The organism is Stappia sp. (assembly GCF_965276915.1).
Classification (GTDB): domain Bacteria; phylum Pseudomonadota; class Alphaproteobacteria; order Rhizobiales; family Stappiaceae; genus Stappia.
In genome coordinates, this window is the sequence record NZ_OZ255709.1 from 1383527 (window position 1) to 1399473 (window position 15947).

Consider the following 15947-nt stretch of genomic DNA (forward strand, 5'->3'; position numbering starts at 1 on the left):
AGGCGAGACGCCCACCCGTGAACGCGAGAGAACATGACGCTGCCTGATCCCGACACAGCCGCTTCCGCCGCAACCGGCGGGAGCGGTCCGCTTTCCGGCCTCAGGGTTCTCGATCTTTCGCGCATCCTGGCCGGTCCCACCGCCACCCAGCTGCTCGGCGATCTCGGCGCCGACGTGGTCAAGATCGAGCGTCCGGGAACAGGCGACGACACGCGCGGCTGGGGGCCTCCCTTCCTGCGCGACTCGCAAGGCAGGGAGACGCGCGAGAGCGCCTATTACCTTTCCTCCAACCGCAACAAGCGCTCGCTCGCCGTCGACCTGGCGAGCGAGGCGGGCGTCGCGCTCATCCGACGGCTGGCGCGCGAGGCCGATGTTCTGGTGGAGAATTTCAAGGTCGGCGACCTTGCCGGCAAGGGGCTCGGCTACGAGGCGCTTGCGGCGGAAAACCCCGGCCTGATCTATTGCTCGATCTCCGGTTTCGGCCAGGACGGGCCCTATGCCGGCCGCGCCGGTTACGACTTCCTCATCCAGGGCATGGGCGGGCTGATGTCGCTGACCGGCCGTCCCGACGCGGACGGCGGCGAACCGACCAAGGCGGGCGTCGGCATCGCCGACGTGATGTGCGGCATGTATGCCTCCAACGCCATCCTCGCGGCGCTCCACCACCGCGGCGCGACCGGCGAGGGGCAACATATCGACGTGGCGCTGCTCGACACCCAGGTGGCCTGGCTGATCAACCAGGGGGCGGCCTATCTCACCGACGGCAACGTGCCGCCGCGTCGCGGCAACGCCCACCCGGCCATCGTTCCCTACAACGCCTATCCGGCGCGCGACGGCGCCTTCATCCTTGCGGTCGGCAACGACGCGCAATTCGCCCGCTTCTGCGAGGTGGCGGGCGACCCGGCGCTTGCCCGCGACCCGCGTTTTGCCCGCAATGCAGACAGGGTCCGGAACCGCGCCGCGCTGGAACCGGAAATCGAGCGGCTGACAGGCGCGCGCAACAAGGCCGACTGGATCGCCGCGCTGGAGAGAGCCGGCGTGCCCTGCGGCCCGATCAACGATGTCGGCGAGGTGTTTGACGATCCGCAGATCCGCCATCGCGGCATGCGCATTTCGATGAAGCACGAGACCCCGGCCACCGGCGAGGTCGCCCTGATCGGCAATCCGCTGAAACTCTCAAAAACGCCGGTGACCTATCGCCATGCGCCGCCGCGCCTCGGCGCGGATGCCGCACCGGTTCTCTCCGACTGGCTTGGCCTTGGCGAGGGGGATATCGGGGAGCTGGCGCGAAGCGGCGCGATTGCCACGGACGGGGAAGCGGGAGACGACGAGGCATGACCAGCGGCGCGGATGTGATCGCGGCGAAGCTTGGCCAGGCGGGCTGCCGCCACGCCTTCGGCATCCCCGGCGGCGAGGTGCTGGCGCTGATGGGCGCGCTCGATGCAGCCGGCATCGCCTTCCATCTGGTCAAGCACGAGAATGCCGGCGGCTTCATGGCCGAGGGCGTCTGGCATGCCGAGGCACGCGCCGGCCATAACGCGCCGGGCGTGCTGCTTGCGACCCTCGGGCCCGGCGTTGCCAACGCGGTCAACGTTGTCGCCAATGCCTGGCAGGACCGGGTGCCGCTGATCTTCCTGACCGGCTGCGTCGATGCCGCCGAGGCGGAGACCTATACCCATCAGGTCTTCGATCACCAGCAGTTGTTGCGCCCCGTCGTCAAGGCGAGCTTCCGCGCCAGTCGCGGCACGCTCTCCGCCATGATGGACAAGGCGATCCTCACGGCGATGGAGGGCCAGCCCGGCCCGGTGCATGTGGATGTGCCCATCGGCGTCGCCGAAGGGGAGACGGACGAGGCTCTTCTTCCGTTGCCGGCCCTTGCCGATCCTCGCGATCTCGTGCCGGCGGGTGCCAGCCTGAAGGCTTCCCGGGCGCTGCTTGCGGCGGCCGAACGCCCGATCGCCATCGCCGGCGTCGATGCTGTCAACGAGGGCGCCGGCGCTGCGGTCGCCGATTTCTGCCGCCGGTTCAACGTGCCGCTCGTCACCACCTACAAGGCCAAGGGGCTTCTGGACGAAAGCGATCCGCTCGCCCTTGGTGGCGCCGGCCTTTCGCCGCGCGCCGATGCGCATCTCCTGCCGCTGCTTGAGGCCTCCGACTGCGTCCTGCTCCTCGGCTACGACCCGATCGAGATGCGGATCAACTGGCGCGATCCCTGGGCCCCCGATGCTCCGGTCGTGGAAATCGCCGCCGCCCCGCGCCGGCACGGCATGCATGCCGTCCGCCATCTTCTCCCCTGCGGCGTCGCGCCGGGACTTGCAGCGCTTGCCGAAGGGCTGTCGCCGCGCGCCACATGGCCGGGCGGCGAGATCGAAGGCGTCCGCACCGCCCTTGCCGCGCAGTTCGCGCAAGAACCCTCCGGTTGGGGACCGGCAAGCGTCTTCCATACGCTGCGCGCCGCGCTTCCGGCCGAGACGGTCGCCACCGCCGACAGCGGCGCCCACCGCATCCTCGCCTCGCAGGTTTGGCGGGCGGGCTTTTCGCGCGCCATGCTGCAGTCCTCCGCGCTGTGCACCATGGCCTGCGCCCTGCCGCTTGGCATGGGGCATGCGCTGGCCGAGCCGGAACGGCCCGTTGTCGTCTTCGTCGGCGATGCGGGCCTTGAAATGGGCCTCGGCGAGCTGGCGACCTTGCGCGATCTCGGCCTGCCGGTCGTCGTCTGCGTGCTGGTCGACGAGAGCCTTGCGCTGATCGAGCTGAAACAGCGCGCCGGCCAGCGCGCCAATGTCGGTGTCGACTTCGCCGGTACGGATTTCCCGGCCCTTGCCCGTGCCATGGGCGGCCATGGCGTCTGGGTGGACGACACGGAAACGCTGGCCCGCGAGGCACGCACCGCCCTTGCCCGCGACACCTACACGCTGCTTGCCTGCCGCATCGGCCGGCGCGCCTATGACGGCAAGTTCTGAAGGGACGACCACGGGGCCCGGCGTCGAGATGTCCGGCGTCGAAATGTAAAGCGTGCTTGACATCATCCGGTCGGGACGCCAAATGTAAAGCACGCTTTACAGGAAGTTCTCATGGACAAGCGATCCGCTTCTCTTCTTCTTCGCCGCGCGATGCCCTGCCTGCTCGCCTTCGCCGCCTATGTGGTCACGCTCGTCGTGTCGCTGCGCATGCTTGCCCATGGCGTCGAGGGGCGGATGGCCGAGCTTGCCGTCTCGCTCAGCCCGGTCATTCCCGTGATCGCGCTGTGCGTCTGCATTGTCCGGCTCATTCGCGGCATGGACGAGATGCAGCGGAGGGTGCAGCTCGAGGCCCTGTCGCTGTCCTTCGCCGCGACGGCGCTGGCAACCTTCAGCTACGGCTTTCTGGAGAATGTCGGCTTTCCGAAACTGTCGCTCTTCATCGTCCTGCCGCTGATGTGCAGCTTTTGGGCGCTGGGCACTTTTGTGGCGCAGTGGCGCTACCGATGAACAACCGCATCCAGCAGCTGCGCGCCGAGCGGAGCTGGTCGCAGGCCGACCTTGCCGCGCGGCTGGAGGTCTCGCGCCAGACGGTCAACGCGCTGGAGCGTGGCCGCTACGACCCGAGCCTGCCGCTCGCCTTCCGCATCGCCCGCCTGTTCGGCGTCGCCATCGAGGATGTCTTCCAGCCGTGAAGGGGCGGCACCGGGCGGGTCAGTCGGCCCGCGCCGCCCGTTCGCCGATCCTTGCGAAGACCGCGTCGAGTTCCCCGGCAAGTTCTTTCAGTGCCGCGCCGCCTTCGTCCATATAGGGGGCGAAGACATGACCCGGCGTCTTCCACGAAAGCGTCGCGCCGCCGTCGCTGTCTTCCGTGACGTAGAAGCGGATCGGCGCCTCGATGCCGGCGGCGAGGCTCGCCGCCAGCATCCGCCGCGCATAGTCGTTGCGATAGACGCCAAGGACCCGGTTGCCGGGAATGGCGATGCCCTGCATCGCCGCCCCGTCCGAGGCGCTCGCCTGGGTGACGAGCCCCATCTGCTCCTCGGCAACGGCCTGCTTCACCCGCTCGACCAGCTTGGCGAAACCGTGACCGGTCCCGATCACGACCCAGCCCGGACGCGGTGCGATTTCCGCTTTTGCGGGCAGGACAAGGAACACGAAGGCGGCGAGAAGGGCGAGGGTGGCGCGCATGACGGGGCTCCAGCTGTGACGGATCGTCGGTGACCGTTGGAGCCTAAGGCCATTGCCTGCGAGATGCGTCGCACGCCCGCTTGAGCGGCAGTCACGATTTGCTGAAGGCGGGTCCGCTTGTCTCGGCCCAGCCTCGACCTTCGCCTCAGCCCATGCCGAGCCTGAGGCGCAGGCGCGTGCCGGCAAGGCTGCCGATGAAGCCGAAGACCAGCCATAGCCAACCATGCATCGAGCCGGAGACGATGCCGCCGAGATAGGCGCCGATATTGCAGCCATAGGCGAGCCGCGCGCCGTAGCCCATCAAGAGCCCGCCGATGATGGCGGTGGCGAGATCCCGGCGCGACAGCTTCCATACGGGCGCGTATTTGCCGGCGATGGCGGCCGCCGCCATGGCGCCGAGCAGGATGCCGAAATTCATCACCGAGGTGGCGTCGGCGAAGACGGACGCCTCCAGCGCCCCCTTCTGCCATTGCCAGTAGGGCCAGTCGGTGACCGGCCCGCCGAGGAACTGCCAGATCTTGGCGCCCCAAAGGGCAAAGCCCGAGGTGATGCCCCAGGGCCGGCCGAGCACGAGGAAGGTGGCGATGCCGACCAGCGCGATGGCGACCGCGCCGAAGACCAGCGACCAGGGTCCGGCGAGCACCGAGACGGTCGGCTTCGGCTCGGCGAGGCTGCCATGGGCGCGGGTCTCGACCCTGATGCTCCACAGCGCCACCAGGCCGAGCACGGCAGCCGTCGCCGCATAGGCGCCGAGCGGGCCGAACTCGGTGACGAGCGACAGGGCCGGCAGCTTCGGCAGCTCCCCCCACAGATGCATGTGCGGGGTCGCCGCGACGGACCCGGTGACGAAGGCGGCGAGCGTCACCATCATCCGCGTCGAGCCGCCGCCGGCGGTGAACAGCGTGCCGGAGGCACAGCCGCCGCCCAGCTGCATGCCGAAGCCAAAGGCGAAGGCGCCGATCGCAGCCGCCACGCCGAAGGGGAAGACGAACCCGCCTGTCGGCATGCCGAAGGAGGCGCCCCAGGCGATCAGCGGAAAGGAGATCGCCGAGGTCAGCAGGATCAGCAGGAACTGGGCCCGCAATCCGCCGCCGCGCTTTTCCGTCACGATGCGCCGCCAGGCGGCGGTGAAGCCGAAGCTGGCGTGATAGAGCGCGGTGCCGGCGAACCCGCCGATCAAAACGGCAAGGCCGAGCCGCATGCCGCCGGTGTTGCCGGCGGCGAGCGCAACGGCTGCGAGCGCGGCGAGCGCCAGCGCCAGAACCGTGCGGTTCGCGTTCGAGAGGGTCTTCGAAAGATTTTGGACGAGGGCTGTCATGCTCAATCGTTTACCGTTTTCCCGAACGTCCCGAAAGGTATTCGTTTCCATCCCGTGCGGCGCGCGCGCAAGTCCGGTTCCGGGCTTTTGCCATGATTGGAACATGGATCCTTTCATGGCGAAGGGAACGGACACGGCCGTCACAAGTTATTGTGTATTGCTTGTCAACTTTGGCAGCGGAACACTTTGCAGGAACAGGGCGGACGATCCGCGCCGCGCCGCCGCCTCCACGGCCCGCTGGTGCGGGCCCCCCGCACGGGGATGGCGCGCGGACATGGCGCGGACATGACGACCACGCGGCCGCTGGCCGCCGGCAGGACGGTACCGATGACGATCCTCGACAGCTACGGCTATCCCCTGACACTCGGGCAGGCGTCCGCGCTGGCGCCCTGGACGGGCACGGTGCATGCGTTTCTCTCGCATGGCACACGCACCCCCGACCTGATCGCCGAAACGCTCCGGCTCGATCCTCATTTCGCCATGGGCCATGCCGCCCACGGGCTGTTCTGCATGCTGCTCGGCCGGCGCGAGCTGGTCGACGTGGCGCGGGCGGACTGGAAAACCGCCGACCAGGCACGCAAGGCTGTCGGCGCGAGCGCGCGGGAAGCGGCTGTGGTCGACGCGCTTGCCGACTGGCTCGGCGGATATCCCTCGCGCGCCGCCGACCGCCTCGATGCCGCCCTGCAGGCGCATCCCGCCGATCCGCTGCTGATGAAGCTCGTTCATGCGATCCGCTTCGTGCTCGGCGACGCCGCCGGCATGCATCGCTCCCTGGAAAGCGTCGCCGGTGCGGTGGGCGCGGACCACCCTGCCTATGGCTATTTCCTCGGTTGTCGCGCTTTCGCTTTCGAGGAGGCGGGCGATTACGTCACGGCCGAACGGCTCGGCCGGCAGGCCGTCGAGCACGCGCCGGACGATGCCTGGGGGCTGCATGCGGTCGCCCATGTCTACGACATGACGGCGCGCGCCGATGCCGGGCGGCAATGGCTGGAGGCCAACACCGCCGCCTTCGCCCACTGCAACAATTTCCGCTTCCATGTCTGGTGGCATCTGGCGCTGATGTATCTCGACAAGGGCGATATCGCCCGCGTGCTCGATCTCTATGACGAGGAGATCCGCGCTGAGCGGACCGACGATTATCGCGATATCTCGAATGCCGCCTCGCTGCTGGTGCGGCTCGAGATCGAGGGCGCCAATGTCGGCGGTCGCTGGGAGGAACTGGCGCGGCTGTCGGAGGGGCGCGTCGACGATCGTTGCAACATCTTCGCCGACCTGCACTACCTGATGGCTCTTGAGGGGGGCGACCGGCGCGAGGCGGCCGACCACCTGCTCGCCTCGCTGGGCGCCCATGCGGAGGAGGAAACCGACATGGGCCGTGTCGCGGGTGCGGCCGGCCTGCCGGCGGCCCGGGGCCTTGAAGCCTACGGCCGTGGCAATTTCTTCTCCGCCTTCCATCATCTCGATCAGGCGCGCCCGGCGCTGCGCTCGGTCGGCGGCAGCCACGCGCAGCGGGATGTCTTCGAGCGGCTGGCTGTGGAGGCGGCGCTGCGCGCCGGTCTTGCCGGGGATGCCGAGCGGGTGCTGCGCGAGCGGCTGGCCCTGCGCGGCGGCCTCGACCGCTTCGCGGAAGTCCGGCTGGAGCGGGCAGCGCGCATGCGTGCGGCGGCCCGTATCATGCAGGACGAGAGCCTGCGCGCCGTTCCCGCCTGAGCGGGGGGCGGACAGATCCCGGTGGATGCGCGTGCCCGTCGCCCGAATTGGGCCATGATCGGCGGGTGAATGGGCGCGAATTCCGGGAACCGGGAAACGAACAGGAGACTGGCGGATCGTGAACGTTCATGCAAAACCGGCTGCCGCCGTGCCGAGGCCGCGCGACCCGCGGCTCGACTTCTTTCGCGGCATCGGCATGTTCATCATCTTTATTGCGCATCTGCCGAACAACACCTGGACCCTGTGGATCCCGGCCCGGTTCGGGTTTTCCGACGCCACCGAGATGTTCGTCTTCTGCTCGGGCATGGCGTCGGCCATCGCCTTCGGCAAGGTCTTCGACCAGCACGGCTGGGCGATGGGCGTCGCCCGCGTCGGCCACCGCGTCTGGCAGGTCTATTTCGCCCATGTCTGCCAGTTCCTGTTGATCGCCGCCGGTCTCGTGGCGATCCACAACAGCGGCTATCTGGAGGCCTGCTGCGGCCTCACCGAGGACTATGTCGGCTCGCTCAATCTCTGGCATTTCTTCGAGCGCGCGGGAGAGAACCTGCCCGGCCTCTTGACGCTCACCTATGTGCCCAACTATTTCGACATCCTGCCGATGTATATCGTCATCCTGCTGCTGCTGCCGGTGATGATGGCGGTCTCGCGGGTGTCGCGGCCGGCCGTCTTCGGCCTGATGGCCGCGCTCTGGCTTGCCGCCGGCTTCGGGTTTCTCGACCTGCCGGCCGAACCCTGGTCCGACCGGACGTGGTTCTTCAACCCCTTCGCCTGGCAGCTTGTCTTCTTCACCGGCTTCGCCCTGATGCGCGGCTGGCTGCCGGCGCCGCCGGTCAACCGCACGCTGATTGCCGCCGCCGCCTTCGTCGTCCTCGCCTCCGTGCCCTTTGCCTGGCATGTCGCCTACGATGCCGTGCCGCAGCTTTTCGCCGCCCGGGATGCGGTCATGCCGCTCTGGGACAAGACGACGTTCGGCCTGCTGCGCTATGTGCATTTCCTGGCGCTTGCCTATCTCGCCTGGATCGCGGTCGGCGCCGGCGGGCGCTATCTCGTCGTCGACAACCTCTGGGGGCGCTTCGTGCGCGTCGTGCAGCGGGTCGGCCAGCAGTCGCTGGCCGTCTTCCTGGCAAGTCTCGTTCTTGCCCAGGCGATCGGCATCCTGCGCGACATGGCGTGGGGCCGCGGCGATCCGCTGATGGAACTGCTGGCCAATCTCGGCGGCTTTGCCGGTCTGATCGCCGTCGCCTATCTGGTTTCATGGTTCAAGAAGGAGCCCTGGCGCCGGCCGCGTGCGACGCCGGCCCATGCCGGGTCTTCTTCCGGGACCGGTTCGCCGGCACAGGCCTCCCGCACCGCTGCGGCGCGTCCCGAGGCGACGCGCGAGGCGGAGAGCGGCGGCGCCAAGCGCGCCCGCCAGGACGAGCCGGCCGAATAGGGACGGTTCTCCAGGGGCCCGCGCGCGGGCGGCTAGCTGCTCCAGCCCAGCCGTGCAGCCAGCGCCCGCCACGCCCGCTCCACCCATTCCGCGCGCACGCTGTGCCCGCCCTTGTGCAGGCAGACCTCGAGAATGCCCGGGCCGGTTCCGGCCTCCTGCCGCTGGCAGGCGAGCCCTTGCGCCGGAGCGGTTTCGGGAAAATCATGCGGCAGGCCGGCCTTGTCCTGCCACACGGCAAGGCTTTCCGCGACATCCGACTGCCGCCACTTGTCGCCGATCGGCCGTCCCTCCAGCGGCACGGTGCGATCGCTTGTCCCGTGCACGTGGAAGAGCACCGGCACGTCCGACGGGCAGGTTTGCGGCACCGGGTCCCAGAAGGCGCCGGCGATGGGTGCATAGCCGGCAAAAAGATCGCCGCGACGACAGGCGATGTTCCACACCATCGAGCCGCCCATGGAAAAGCCGGTCGCCATCAGCCGGTCGCGGCGTAGAGGAAACCGCGTCGTCAGGTTCTCGACAAGCGCCCCGAAGAAGTCGAACTCGTCGCGCAGCTGCCGGGGCGCGCCGGGATAGGACCAGGTTCCGCCCTCGCCCTGCGGCACGACGAAGGCGACGCCCAGCCGGTCGGCCAGTCGCACCCATGCCTGGTTGCGCATCTCGGCCTCCGCCGATCCGCGCCAGCCATGCAGGAAGACGATGGCGCCGAGCGGCGTCTTTCCGTCCCAGTCCCCGGGAAAGCGGATCCGGTATTCCCCGCCGGCGATGCGGCAGGGGATCTCGATCCCGCAGACGGCATCGGTGCCGATCCCGGCGGCCCTTGCGGGCGGAGAGAGCATCGACAGGCAGGCATGGGCAAGCAGGGCGGCAACGGCGGCAACGGGCAGGTGTCGATGGCGGGGGATCATCTGCGCTCCTGACAGGCTGGCAAGCACCTGTCACAAGGATGGCCATGCCGGCCACGGGGGCAAGGGCGGACATGCCGCCGGCCGCTCACGCTTTGGTGAAGGGGCCGGGCGACCCTACAGGATCGCCCAGCGTATCGCCCCGGCAACGAGCGTCAGCGTCGTCACGCCGGCGATCCACAGGGCGGCGAACCAGGCGAGGCGGCGGCCGAGGCCGCCCGGCTTCCTGTCGCCGCCGTGCCGCTCGCTCGCCATGCCCGCCATCAGTGATAGCCCTCGTCTGGCCGCACCTTGCCGCGGAACACCCAGTAGGCATAGCCGCTATAGGCCAGGATCATCGGGATCAGCACCGCCGCGCCGACCAGCAGGAAGAGAAGCGAACTGTCGGGCGCGGCCGCATCCCAGATGGAGATCGCCGGCGGCACGATGTTGGGGTAGAGGCTGATACCGAGCCCGGCGAAGGTGACGAGGAACAGGCCGAGGCTTGCCAGGAAGGGTGTCGCGTCGCGGGTCGAGGCGAGGCTGTTGAACAGCAGCACGGCAAGGCCCAGCACCATCAGCGGCACCGGCGCGGTGTAGAGGATCTGGGGGAAGGCGAACCAGCGCGCCGCGATCTGCGGGTCGAGCGCCGGGGTCCACAGGCTGACGATGCAGATCATCGCCAGCATCAGCCCGCCGAGAAGACGCGCCTTGGCGCGAAAATGCGCCTGCATCGGCCCCTCGCATTTCCAGATCAGCCAGGTCGCGCCAAGCAGCGCATAGCCGATGACCACGGCAATGGCGGTCATCACCGAGAACGGCGTCAGCCAGTCGAGCCAGCCGCCGGCATAGGCGCGTCCTTCCACCTCGATGCCCTGGACGATGGCGCCGAGCGCCAGTCCCTGCGCCAGTGCCGCCGTCAGCGAGCCGAGGAAGAAGGAGATGTCCCAGACCCAGCGGCGTTCGGGCGGGGCCTTGAAGCGGAACTCGAAGACGACACCGCGGAAGACGAGACCGAAGAGCATCGCCATGATCGGTGCGTAGAGCGCCGGCATCAGCACCGCGTAGGCGAGCGGGAACACCGCGTAGAGCCCGCCGCCGCCCAGCACCAGCCACGTCTCGTTGCCGTCCCACACGGGTGCGATGGAGTTCATCATCACGTCGCGCTCGGTGGAGGAGCGGGCGGTGGGGAACAGGATGCCGATGCCGAGGTCGAAGCCGTCGAGCACCACGTACAGAAACACGGAAGCGGCGATAAGCAAGGCCCAGACGAGGGCAAGGTCGATATCCATCTCTCTACTCCGCCGGCTGGTTTCTGGAACGCTCGTTATAGGCCGCTGCCGGGGTTACGCCGGCCGCCCGCGAGGGTGTTCCGCTTTCCGGTCCGTCGCTGCCCGCGTCCGGGGTCTTGGCCATCGATTTCAGCAGGTAGCCGGTGCCGATGCCGAAGACGATGAAATAGACCACGATGAAGACGACCAGCGAGGTCGCCACCGCCGGCGCGTCGACCGGCGACATGCTGTCGGCCGTGCGCAGCAGCCCGTAGACCGTATAGGGCTGGCGGCCGACCTCCGTCGTGATCCACCCCGCGAGCACCGCGATGAAGCCGGCCGGCCCCATGGCAAGCACCGCCCCATGGAACAGCGGCGTGTCGGCAAGCCGCCCGCGCGCCCTCAGATAGAGGCTCCACAGGCCGATCCCGAGCATGGCGAAGCCGATGCCGACCATCACCCGGAACGACCAGAAGACGATGGCCGCGTTCGGCCAGTCCTCGCGCGGGAAATCCTTCAGGCCCGGCACCCGGCCGTCGAGCGAATGGGTGAGGATCAGGCTGCCGAGCTTCGGGATCTCGACCTTGTAGCGGGTTTCCGCCGCCTCCATGTCGGGCAGGCCGAAGAGGATCAGCGGCGCGCCTTCCTCGCCCTCGAAATGGCCCTCCATCGCGGCGATCTTGGCCGGCTGGTGCTCCAGCGTGTTGAGGCCGTGCTGGTCACCGGCGAAGATCTGCATCGGGGTGACGATCGCCGCCATCCACATCGCCATCGACAGCATCACGCGCGCGCCCTCGTTGCCCCCTGCCGGGCCGCGTCTGCCCTTCAGGAGATGCCAGGCGCCGACCGCGCCGACGACGAAGGCGGTGGTCAGGTAGGCGGCCAGCATCATGTGAACCAGCCGGTAGGGGAAGGACGGATTGAAGACGATCTCGAACCAGTTTTCGGGAATGAACTGGCCGGCCTCGTTGATGGCGTAGCCGGCCGGCGTCTGCATCCAGCTGTTGACCGACAGGATCCAGAAGCCGGAAAGCGCCGTGCCGAAGGCGACCATGACGGTGGCAAGGTAATGCAGCCGCGGTCCGACCCGTGTCAGGCCGAACAGCATGATGCCGAGGAACCCGGCTTCCAGGAAGAAGGCGGACAGCACCTCGTAACCCATCAGCGGGCCCAGCACAGGCCCGGTCTTGTCGGAAAAGACCGACCAGTTGGTGCCGAACTGGTAGGTCATGACGATGCCCGAGACGACGCCCATGCCGAAGGCGACGGCGAAGATCTTCAGCCAGTACTTGAACAGCGTCAGGTAGACGTCCCGCTTGGTCGCCAGCCACAGCCCCTCCAGCACCATCAGGTAGCTGGCGAGCCCGATCGTGAAGGACGGGAAGATGATGTGGAACGAGATCGTGAAGGCGAACTGGAACCGGGCCAGGTCTAGTGCGGAAAACTCCATGCTGCCGTCTCCATCCTCTCGCTGGCGGTCGCCTTGCGGACGCTGTCCGGCGTCCCGCATGCGCACCGGCATCCGCCGGCTTGTGCGCGCCGCGTGCACCCTTGCACACGCTTGACAGGAATACTGTGTCGGCAGGCGGTTGTGCCCATGCGACAGATTGAAGCCTGCAAGCCCCGGCCGCAACCCCGCAGTCAGGACAGGCAGGGCATGGCAGTGCGGACGGGCAGGACAGTCTGGACCGTGCGGACGGGTGAAGGGCGCAGCCGGACGGCCGCTGCGCGTGCGGAGGTCCCTTCCAACCCCGGCGGAAACCTTCTACGCTTGCCGCGATGCAGCATAGGGGTGCCGAATGATCTCGCTTCCGCCGGGCTGGTCCGGCTTCCTGGCGGTGTGGGCCGCGTCCTACATCGCGCTCGTGATCCTGTATTTCGGGTTGGGTGCGGCGCTGGTTGCCGTGAACCGCCGCCATCCCGAACGCCGTATCCAGCAAAGGCGGCGCTCCGACCGGGTCCGCGCCGAAATTCGCCAGAGCCTTGTCGCCCTGGTATCGGTTGCGGGCTATGTCGCCGGCGGTCTCTGCCTCCAGGCGAACGGCTACGGCCTCTTCCCGTCCGCGGATCTGACCCTGCTTTCCTTCCTCGGCTGGTGCGTCGTCTCGGCCATCGCCTACGATACCTGGTTCTACTGGGGTCACAGGGCAATGCACAGCAAGGCGCTGTTCCGGTTCCACGCCCTGCATCACCGTTCGGTCACGCCGACGGTCTGGGCCAACAATTCAGACAGTTTTGTCGGCACGGCGGTGGAGCAGGGCTATTTCCTGGTGGCGCCGCTGCTTCTGCCGATACCCGCGCTCGTGCTGGTCCTGCACAAGCTCTACGATCAGGCCAGCGGAATGGTCGGCCATTGCGGGTTCGAACATGTGGCTTCGCCGGCCGCGCGCACGCCCTGGCCGCTGGTCTGCACCGTCTACCATGACCAGCATCACTCGAACTTTCGCTGCAACTTCAGCAACACGTTCTCCCTCTGGGACCGCATCATGGGCACGCTGCATCCGGCCTATGACCGCAAGGTGGAGGAGATGGAACACCCCGCGCGGGAAAGGCCCGGCGGCGGCGCGTGATGCCGCGTCCCGTCCGGCAGTCGCGCATGACGGGTGCCCCTCACATCCCCTCGGTGGGGATGTTCAGCATCAATCCGCAATGCTTGCAGTGGACCGCGTCCGGATCGTGCCTGCTCAGCCCGCAATCGGGGCATTTGTGGATGACCTTCTGCGGCCGGAAAATCGTCTGCACCAGACGCAGGAACAGCCCGACCCCGAAGATCATGATCAGCACGGTGAGGAAACGGCCGTACTCGTCGGTCATGGTGATGTCGCCGAAGCCGGTCGTGGTCAGCGTCGTGACGGTGAAGTAAAGCGCGTCGAGATAGGTGTTGATGCCCGGATTGCGGTGGCCTTCGGTCACGTAGACCATGGCGGTGATGACGAAAACGAAGACGATCAGGTTGACCGTCGACTGGATGATCTCCTCGTTGGCGCGGAAGAATGAGGAGAACTCCCGCATCTCGCGCAGCAGGTGATAGGAGCGCATCAGCCGCAGCATGCGCACCACCCTGAGAAAGGCGAGGCTCTCGACCAGGGCGCTGGCGAACAGCGAGGCGATGACGATGAGGTCGGCCAGCGCGGTGAATTCGATTGCCGCCCGCCAGGGCCGCGCGGCCGCGATCAGGCGCAGCACATAGTCGGCGGCCAGCACCGCACCGATGAGGTAGTCGAGGCGATGATCGACCTCATCGGCCTCGAACATCGAGGAGGCGATGAAATAGGTGATCGTCACCAGGTCGAAGGCGATCAGCGCCAGTCGCCAGCGCCGCGCGGTCGCGTCGGTGCCGAAATAGAGCCGGCGGACCCGGGCCTGCAGGCGCCGATAGGTGGAGCTGTCATCTTCGGCATGAGAGGTCTTTGCGGTCATCGCGCGATGAGACCGCAGGCGTCCGGCCACGTCAATTGTCCTCATGGAAGGGCTGCCCGCGGACCGGCGCAGCCCCCGGAAAAACATCGGCTTTTGACTCTTTCGCGAATCGGCGCAAACTTTTCGTTAACCATTTTAGTTTCGGGCGCCGCGAAATGGGGCGGCGGCCGGGTTGGAGAGTTCGTCATGGCCCGTTTTGTCACTTCGCTGCCGACGCTCAATGACAGCCTGCGTTTCGCAGAGCAGCATGTCGGCGACATCCTGCACACGCCGAAATCGCCGGACGGCGCCGCCTATCGCTTCATCGTGCGCGGCACCGGGCGCTTCGGCAATGGCGCCAGGAGCGGCAGCCCGAGCGAGGTACTCGCCACCACTCGCCGCGAGGCGGAGCTGCGCCGGCTGCATGCGGTCGCCACCAGCATCGCGCAATACCTGGAGGAGCGGATCGAGGCGGAAACGCCGAACCTGCCGTTTCACCAGTAATCCGGATCCGGTCGCCGGGCTCCGGCAATCCGAAGTCGGCACGCCGACACGACCGGGTCCGCGGCGACCTGCGACGCTCACGCCCAGGTTCTGTCCAGCACCGACAGCCAGTTCCTCCAGGCGATCTTCCCGATCAGCTCCTCGCCGTAGCCGGCATCGCGAAAAGCCTGCAGCAAAACCGGCAGCCCGGCGACGTCCGCGATCGCTCGCGGCACCAGGCAGCCGTCGAAATCCGACCCCAGCGCCACCCCGTCCTCGCCCAGCCGCGCGATCATGTGGTCCATGTGCCGCACCATGACCTCGAGCGGCGTGTCGGCGCGATGACCGCCGTCGGGCCGCAGGAACGCGACATGGAAGTTCAGGCCTGCAAGGCCACCGCTTTCGGCGATGGCGTCGAGCTGCCTGTCCGTGAGGTTGCGCGCCGACGGGCACACCGCATGGGCGTTGGAATGCGAGGCGACCAGCGGCCGGTCGCTCAGGGCCGCAACGTCCCAGAAGCCTTTCTCTGTGAGGTGCGACAGGTCGATCATGATCTTCAGCCGGTTGCAGGCGCGCACCAGCTCCTTGCCCGCGTCGGTCAGTCCGGGCCCGCTGTCGGGCGAAGCCGGGCACGCCATCGGCGCGCCGTGACCGAAGATGTTGGAGCGGCTCCACACGGGGCCGAGCGAGCGCAGGCCGGCGGCGTGCAGCACGTCCAGGGCGATGAAATCCGGGTCGATCGCCTCCGCCCCCTCGATATGCAGCACCATGGCCAGCGAGCCCGAGGCCATCGCCGCGCGGATGGCATCCGCGTCGCGGCAGATGGTGATGTCGCCGGCCGCTTCACGCTCCAGCCTGAATGCCCTCGCGGCCATGCGAAGCGTGAAGGCGAGGGCCGCGGGCTGCTGGACTTCCGCGAAATTGGCGGGATCCTCCGGATCGTAGCGCAGGTTCACCCCCTCGCCGAGGCGTGAGGGCACATACATGGCGAAGAGCCCGCCGGCAAAGCCGCCCGCCCGCGCCCGGGGCAGGTCGATATGGTCGCGCGAGGCGCGCTCGAAGAAGGAGCGTCCGCGCGGCGTTCCGGCACCCAGTTCCAGCTTCAGCAAGGTGTCGTTGTGCCCGTCGAAGACGGGAACGGGAGCAGCCACCATTCGGGAGATCCTTGTCGTTCGGGCCCGCGGGCCTGGACACGTTGGCGTGGCCGGAGTGTCGCCGCCGCCTTCGCGGCTGGCAAGAGCCGGCGTGACGGTCTGTGAGCGGGTTGTGTGTCATCGTTCTCATATTTATTTATAATTGCAT

General features: G+C 68.0%; 16 protein-coding genes. 8 read left to right on the forward strand and 8 right to left on the reverse strand.

Annotated elements, in window-relative coordinates:
• Nucleotides 1–33: 33 nt before the first annotated feature.
• The 4 genes from ACQY46_RS06470 (at nt 34) to ACQY46_RS06485 (ending at nt 3655) form a co-directional block, all read left to right on the forward strand.
• Nucleotides 34–1338, forward strand: a complete 1305-nt coding sequence (locus ACQY46_RS06470; protein ID WP_428699447.1) for a CaiB/BaiF CoA transferase family protein — start codon at nt 34–36, stop codon at nt 1336–1338.
• On the forward strand, nt 1335–2963 hold the full coding sequence (locus ACQY46_RS06475) for a thiamine pyrophosphate-binding protein (protein ID WP_428699448.1): 1629 nt from the start codon (nt 1335–1337) through the stop codon (nt 2961–2963). The genes ACQY46_RS06470 and ACQY46_RS06475 overlap by 4 nt, the downstream gene beginning before the upstream one ends.
• A gap of 111 nt (nt 2964–3074) precedes the next feature.
• On the forward strand, nt 3075–3470 hold the full coding sequence (locus ACQY46_RS06480; RefSeq protein WP_428699449.1) for a hypothetical protein: 396 nt from the start codon (nt 3075–3077) through the stop codon (nt 3468–3470).
• A complete protein-coding gene (locus tag ACQY46_RS06485) occupies nt 3467–3655 on the forward strand; it encodes a helix-turn-helix transcriptional regulator (protein ID WP_428699450.1) in 189 nt (62 codons plus the stop codon). The genes ACQY46_RS06480 and ACQY46_RS06485 overlap by 4 nt, the downstream gene beginning before the upstream one ends.
• 19 nt (nt 3656–3674) lie before the next feature.
• On the opposite strand, the gene ACQY46_RS06490 is transcribed toward ACQY46_RS06485, so the two are convergent.
• Nucleotides 3675–4151 (reverse strand): DUF302 domain-containing protein, encoded by a 477-nt coding sequence (locus tag ACQY46_RS06490; RefSeq protein WP_428699451.1) that lies wholly within the window; start codon nt 4149–4151, stop codon nt 3675–3677.
• A 145-nt stretch (nt 4152–4296) separates the two neighbouring features.
• Nucleotides 4297–5469, reverse strand: coding sequence for a YeeE/YedE family protein (locus ACQY46_RS06495; RefSeq protein WP_428699452.1), 1173 nt, complete (start codon nt 5467–5469; stop codon nt 4297–4299).
• Between the two features lie 285 nt (nt 5470–5754).
• Here ACQY46_RS06495 and ACQY46_RS06500 point away from each other — a divergent pair, with 285 nt between their 5' ends.
• Both ACQY46_RS06500 and ACQY46_RS06505 read left to right on the forward strand, forming a co-directional pair.
• A complete protein-coding gene (locus ACQY46_RS06500; RefSeq protein WP_428699453.1) occupies nt 5755–7179 on the forward strand; it encodes a tetratricopeptide repeat protein in 1425 nt (474 codons plus the stop codon).
• Nucleotides 7180–7297: 118 nt separating this feature from the next.
• Nucleotides 7298–8611, forward strand: coding sequence for an OpgC family protein (locus ACQY46_RS06505; protein WP_428699454.1), 1314 nt, complete (start codon nt 7298–7300; stop codon nt 8609–8611).
• Nucleotides 8612–8643: 32 nt separating this feature from the next.
• On the opposite strand, the gene ACQY46_RS06510 is transcribed toward ACQY46_RS06505, so the two are convergent.
• The 4 genes from ACQY46_RS06510 to ACQY46_RS06525 form a co-directional block, all read right to left on the reverse strand.
• The gene (locus ACQY46_RS06510; RefSeq protein ID WP_428699455.1) at nt 8644–9516 is read right to left on the reverse strand and encodes an alpha/beta hydrolase family esterase; all 873 of its coding nucleotides are present in this window, start codon (nt 9514–9516) and stop codon (nt 8644–8646) included.
• A gap of 114 nt (nt 9517–9630) precedes the next feature.
• Nucleotides 9631–9777, reverse strand: coding sequence for a DUF2474 domain-containing protein (locus tag ACQY46_RS06515; protein WP_428699456.1), 147 nt, complete (start codon nt 9775–9777; stop codon nt 9631–9633).
• Nucleotides 9777–10784 carry a cytochrome d ubiquinol oxidase subunit II gene (gene cydB / locus ACQY46_RS06520; RefSeq protein WP_428699457.1) on the reverse strand — a complete coding sequence of 336 codons (1008 nt, stop codon included), beginning with the start codon at nt 10782–10784 and terminating at the stop codon, nt 9777–9779. Before cydB ends, ACQY46_RS06515 begins: the two co-directional genes overlap by 1 nt.
• A 4-nt stretch (nt 10785–10788) precedes the next feature.
• Nucleotides 10789–12213, reverse strand: coding sequence for a cytochrome ubiquinol oxidase subunit I (locus ACQY46_RS06525; RefSeq protein ID WP_428699458.1), 1425 nt, complete (start codon nt 12211–12213; stop codon nt 10789–10791).
• Between the two features lie 349 nt (nt 12214–12562).
• Between ACQY46_RS06525 and ACQY46_RS06530 the strand changes: the two genes are divergently transcribed.
• Nucleotides 12563–13333 carry a sterol desaturase family protein gene (locus ACQY46_RS06530; protein WP_428699459.1) on the forward strand — a complete coding sequence of 257 codons (771 nt, stop codon included), beginning with the start codon at nt 12563–12565 and terminating at the stop codon, nt 13331–13333.
• A gap of 40 nt (nt 13334–13373) precedes the next feature.
• On the opposite strand, the gene ACQY46_RS06535 is transcribed toward ACQY46_RS06530, so the two are convergent.
• Nucleotides 13374–14213, reverse strand: coding sequence for an ion channel (locus ACQY46_RS06535; RefSeq protein WP_428699460.1), 840 nt, complete (start codon nt 14211–14213; stop codon nt 13374–13376).
• Between the two features lie 156 nt (nt 14214–14369).
• Between ACQY46_RS06535 and ACQY46_RS06540 the strand changes: the two genes are divergently transcribed.
• Complete coding sequence (locus ACQY46_RS06540) at nt 14370–14666, forward strand: hypothetical protein (RefSeq protein ID WP_428699461.1); 297 nt, start codon at nt 14370–14372, stop codon at nt 14664–14666.
• A 77-nt stretch (nt 14667–14743) separates the two neighbouring features.
• On the opposite strand, the gene ACQY46_RS06545 is transcribed toward ACQY46_RS06540, so the two are convergent.
• The gene (locus ACQY46_RS06545; protein WP_428699462.1) at nt 14744–15799 is read right to left on the reverse strand and encodes a dipeptidase; all 1056 of its coding nucleotides are present in this window, start codon (nt 15797–15799) and stop codon (nt 14744–14746) included.
• Nucleotides 15800–15947: the final 148 nt, after the last annotated feature.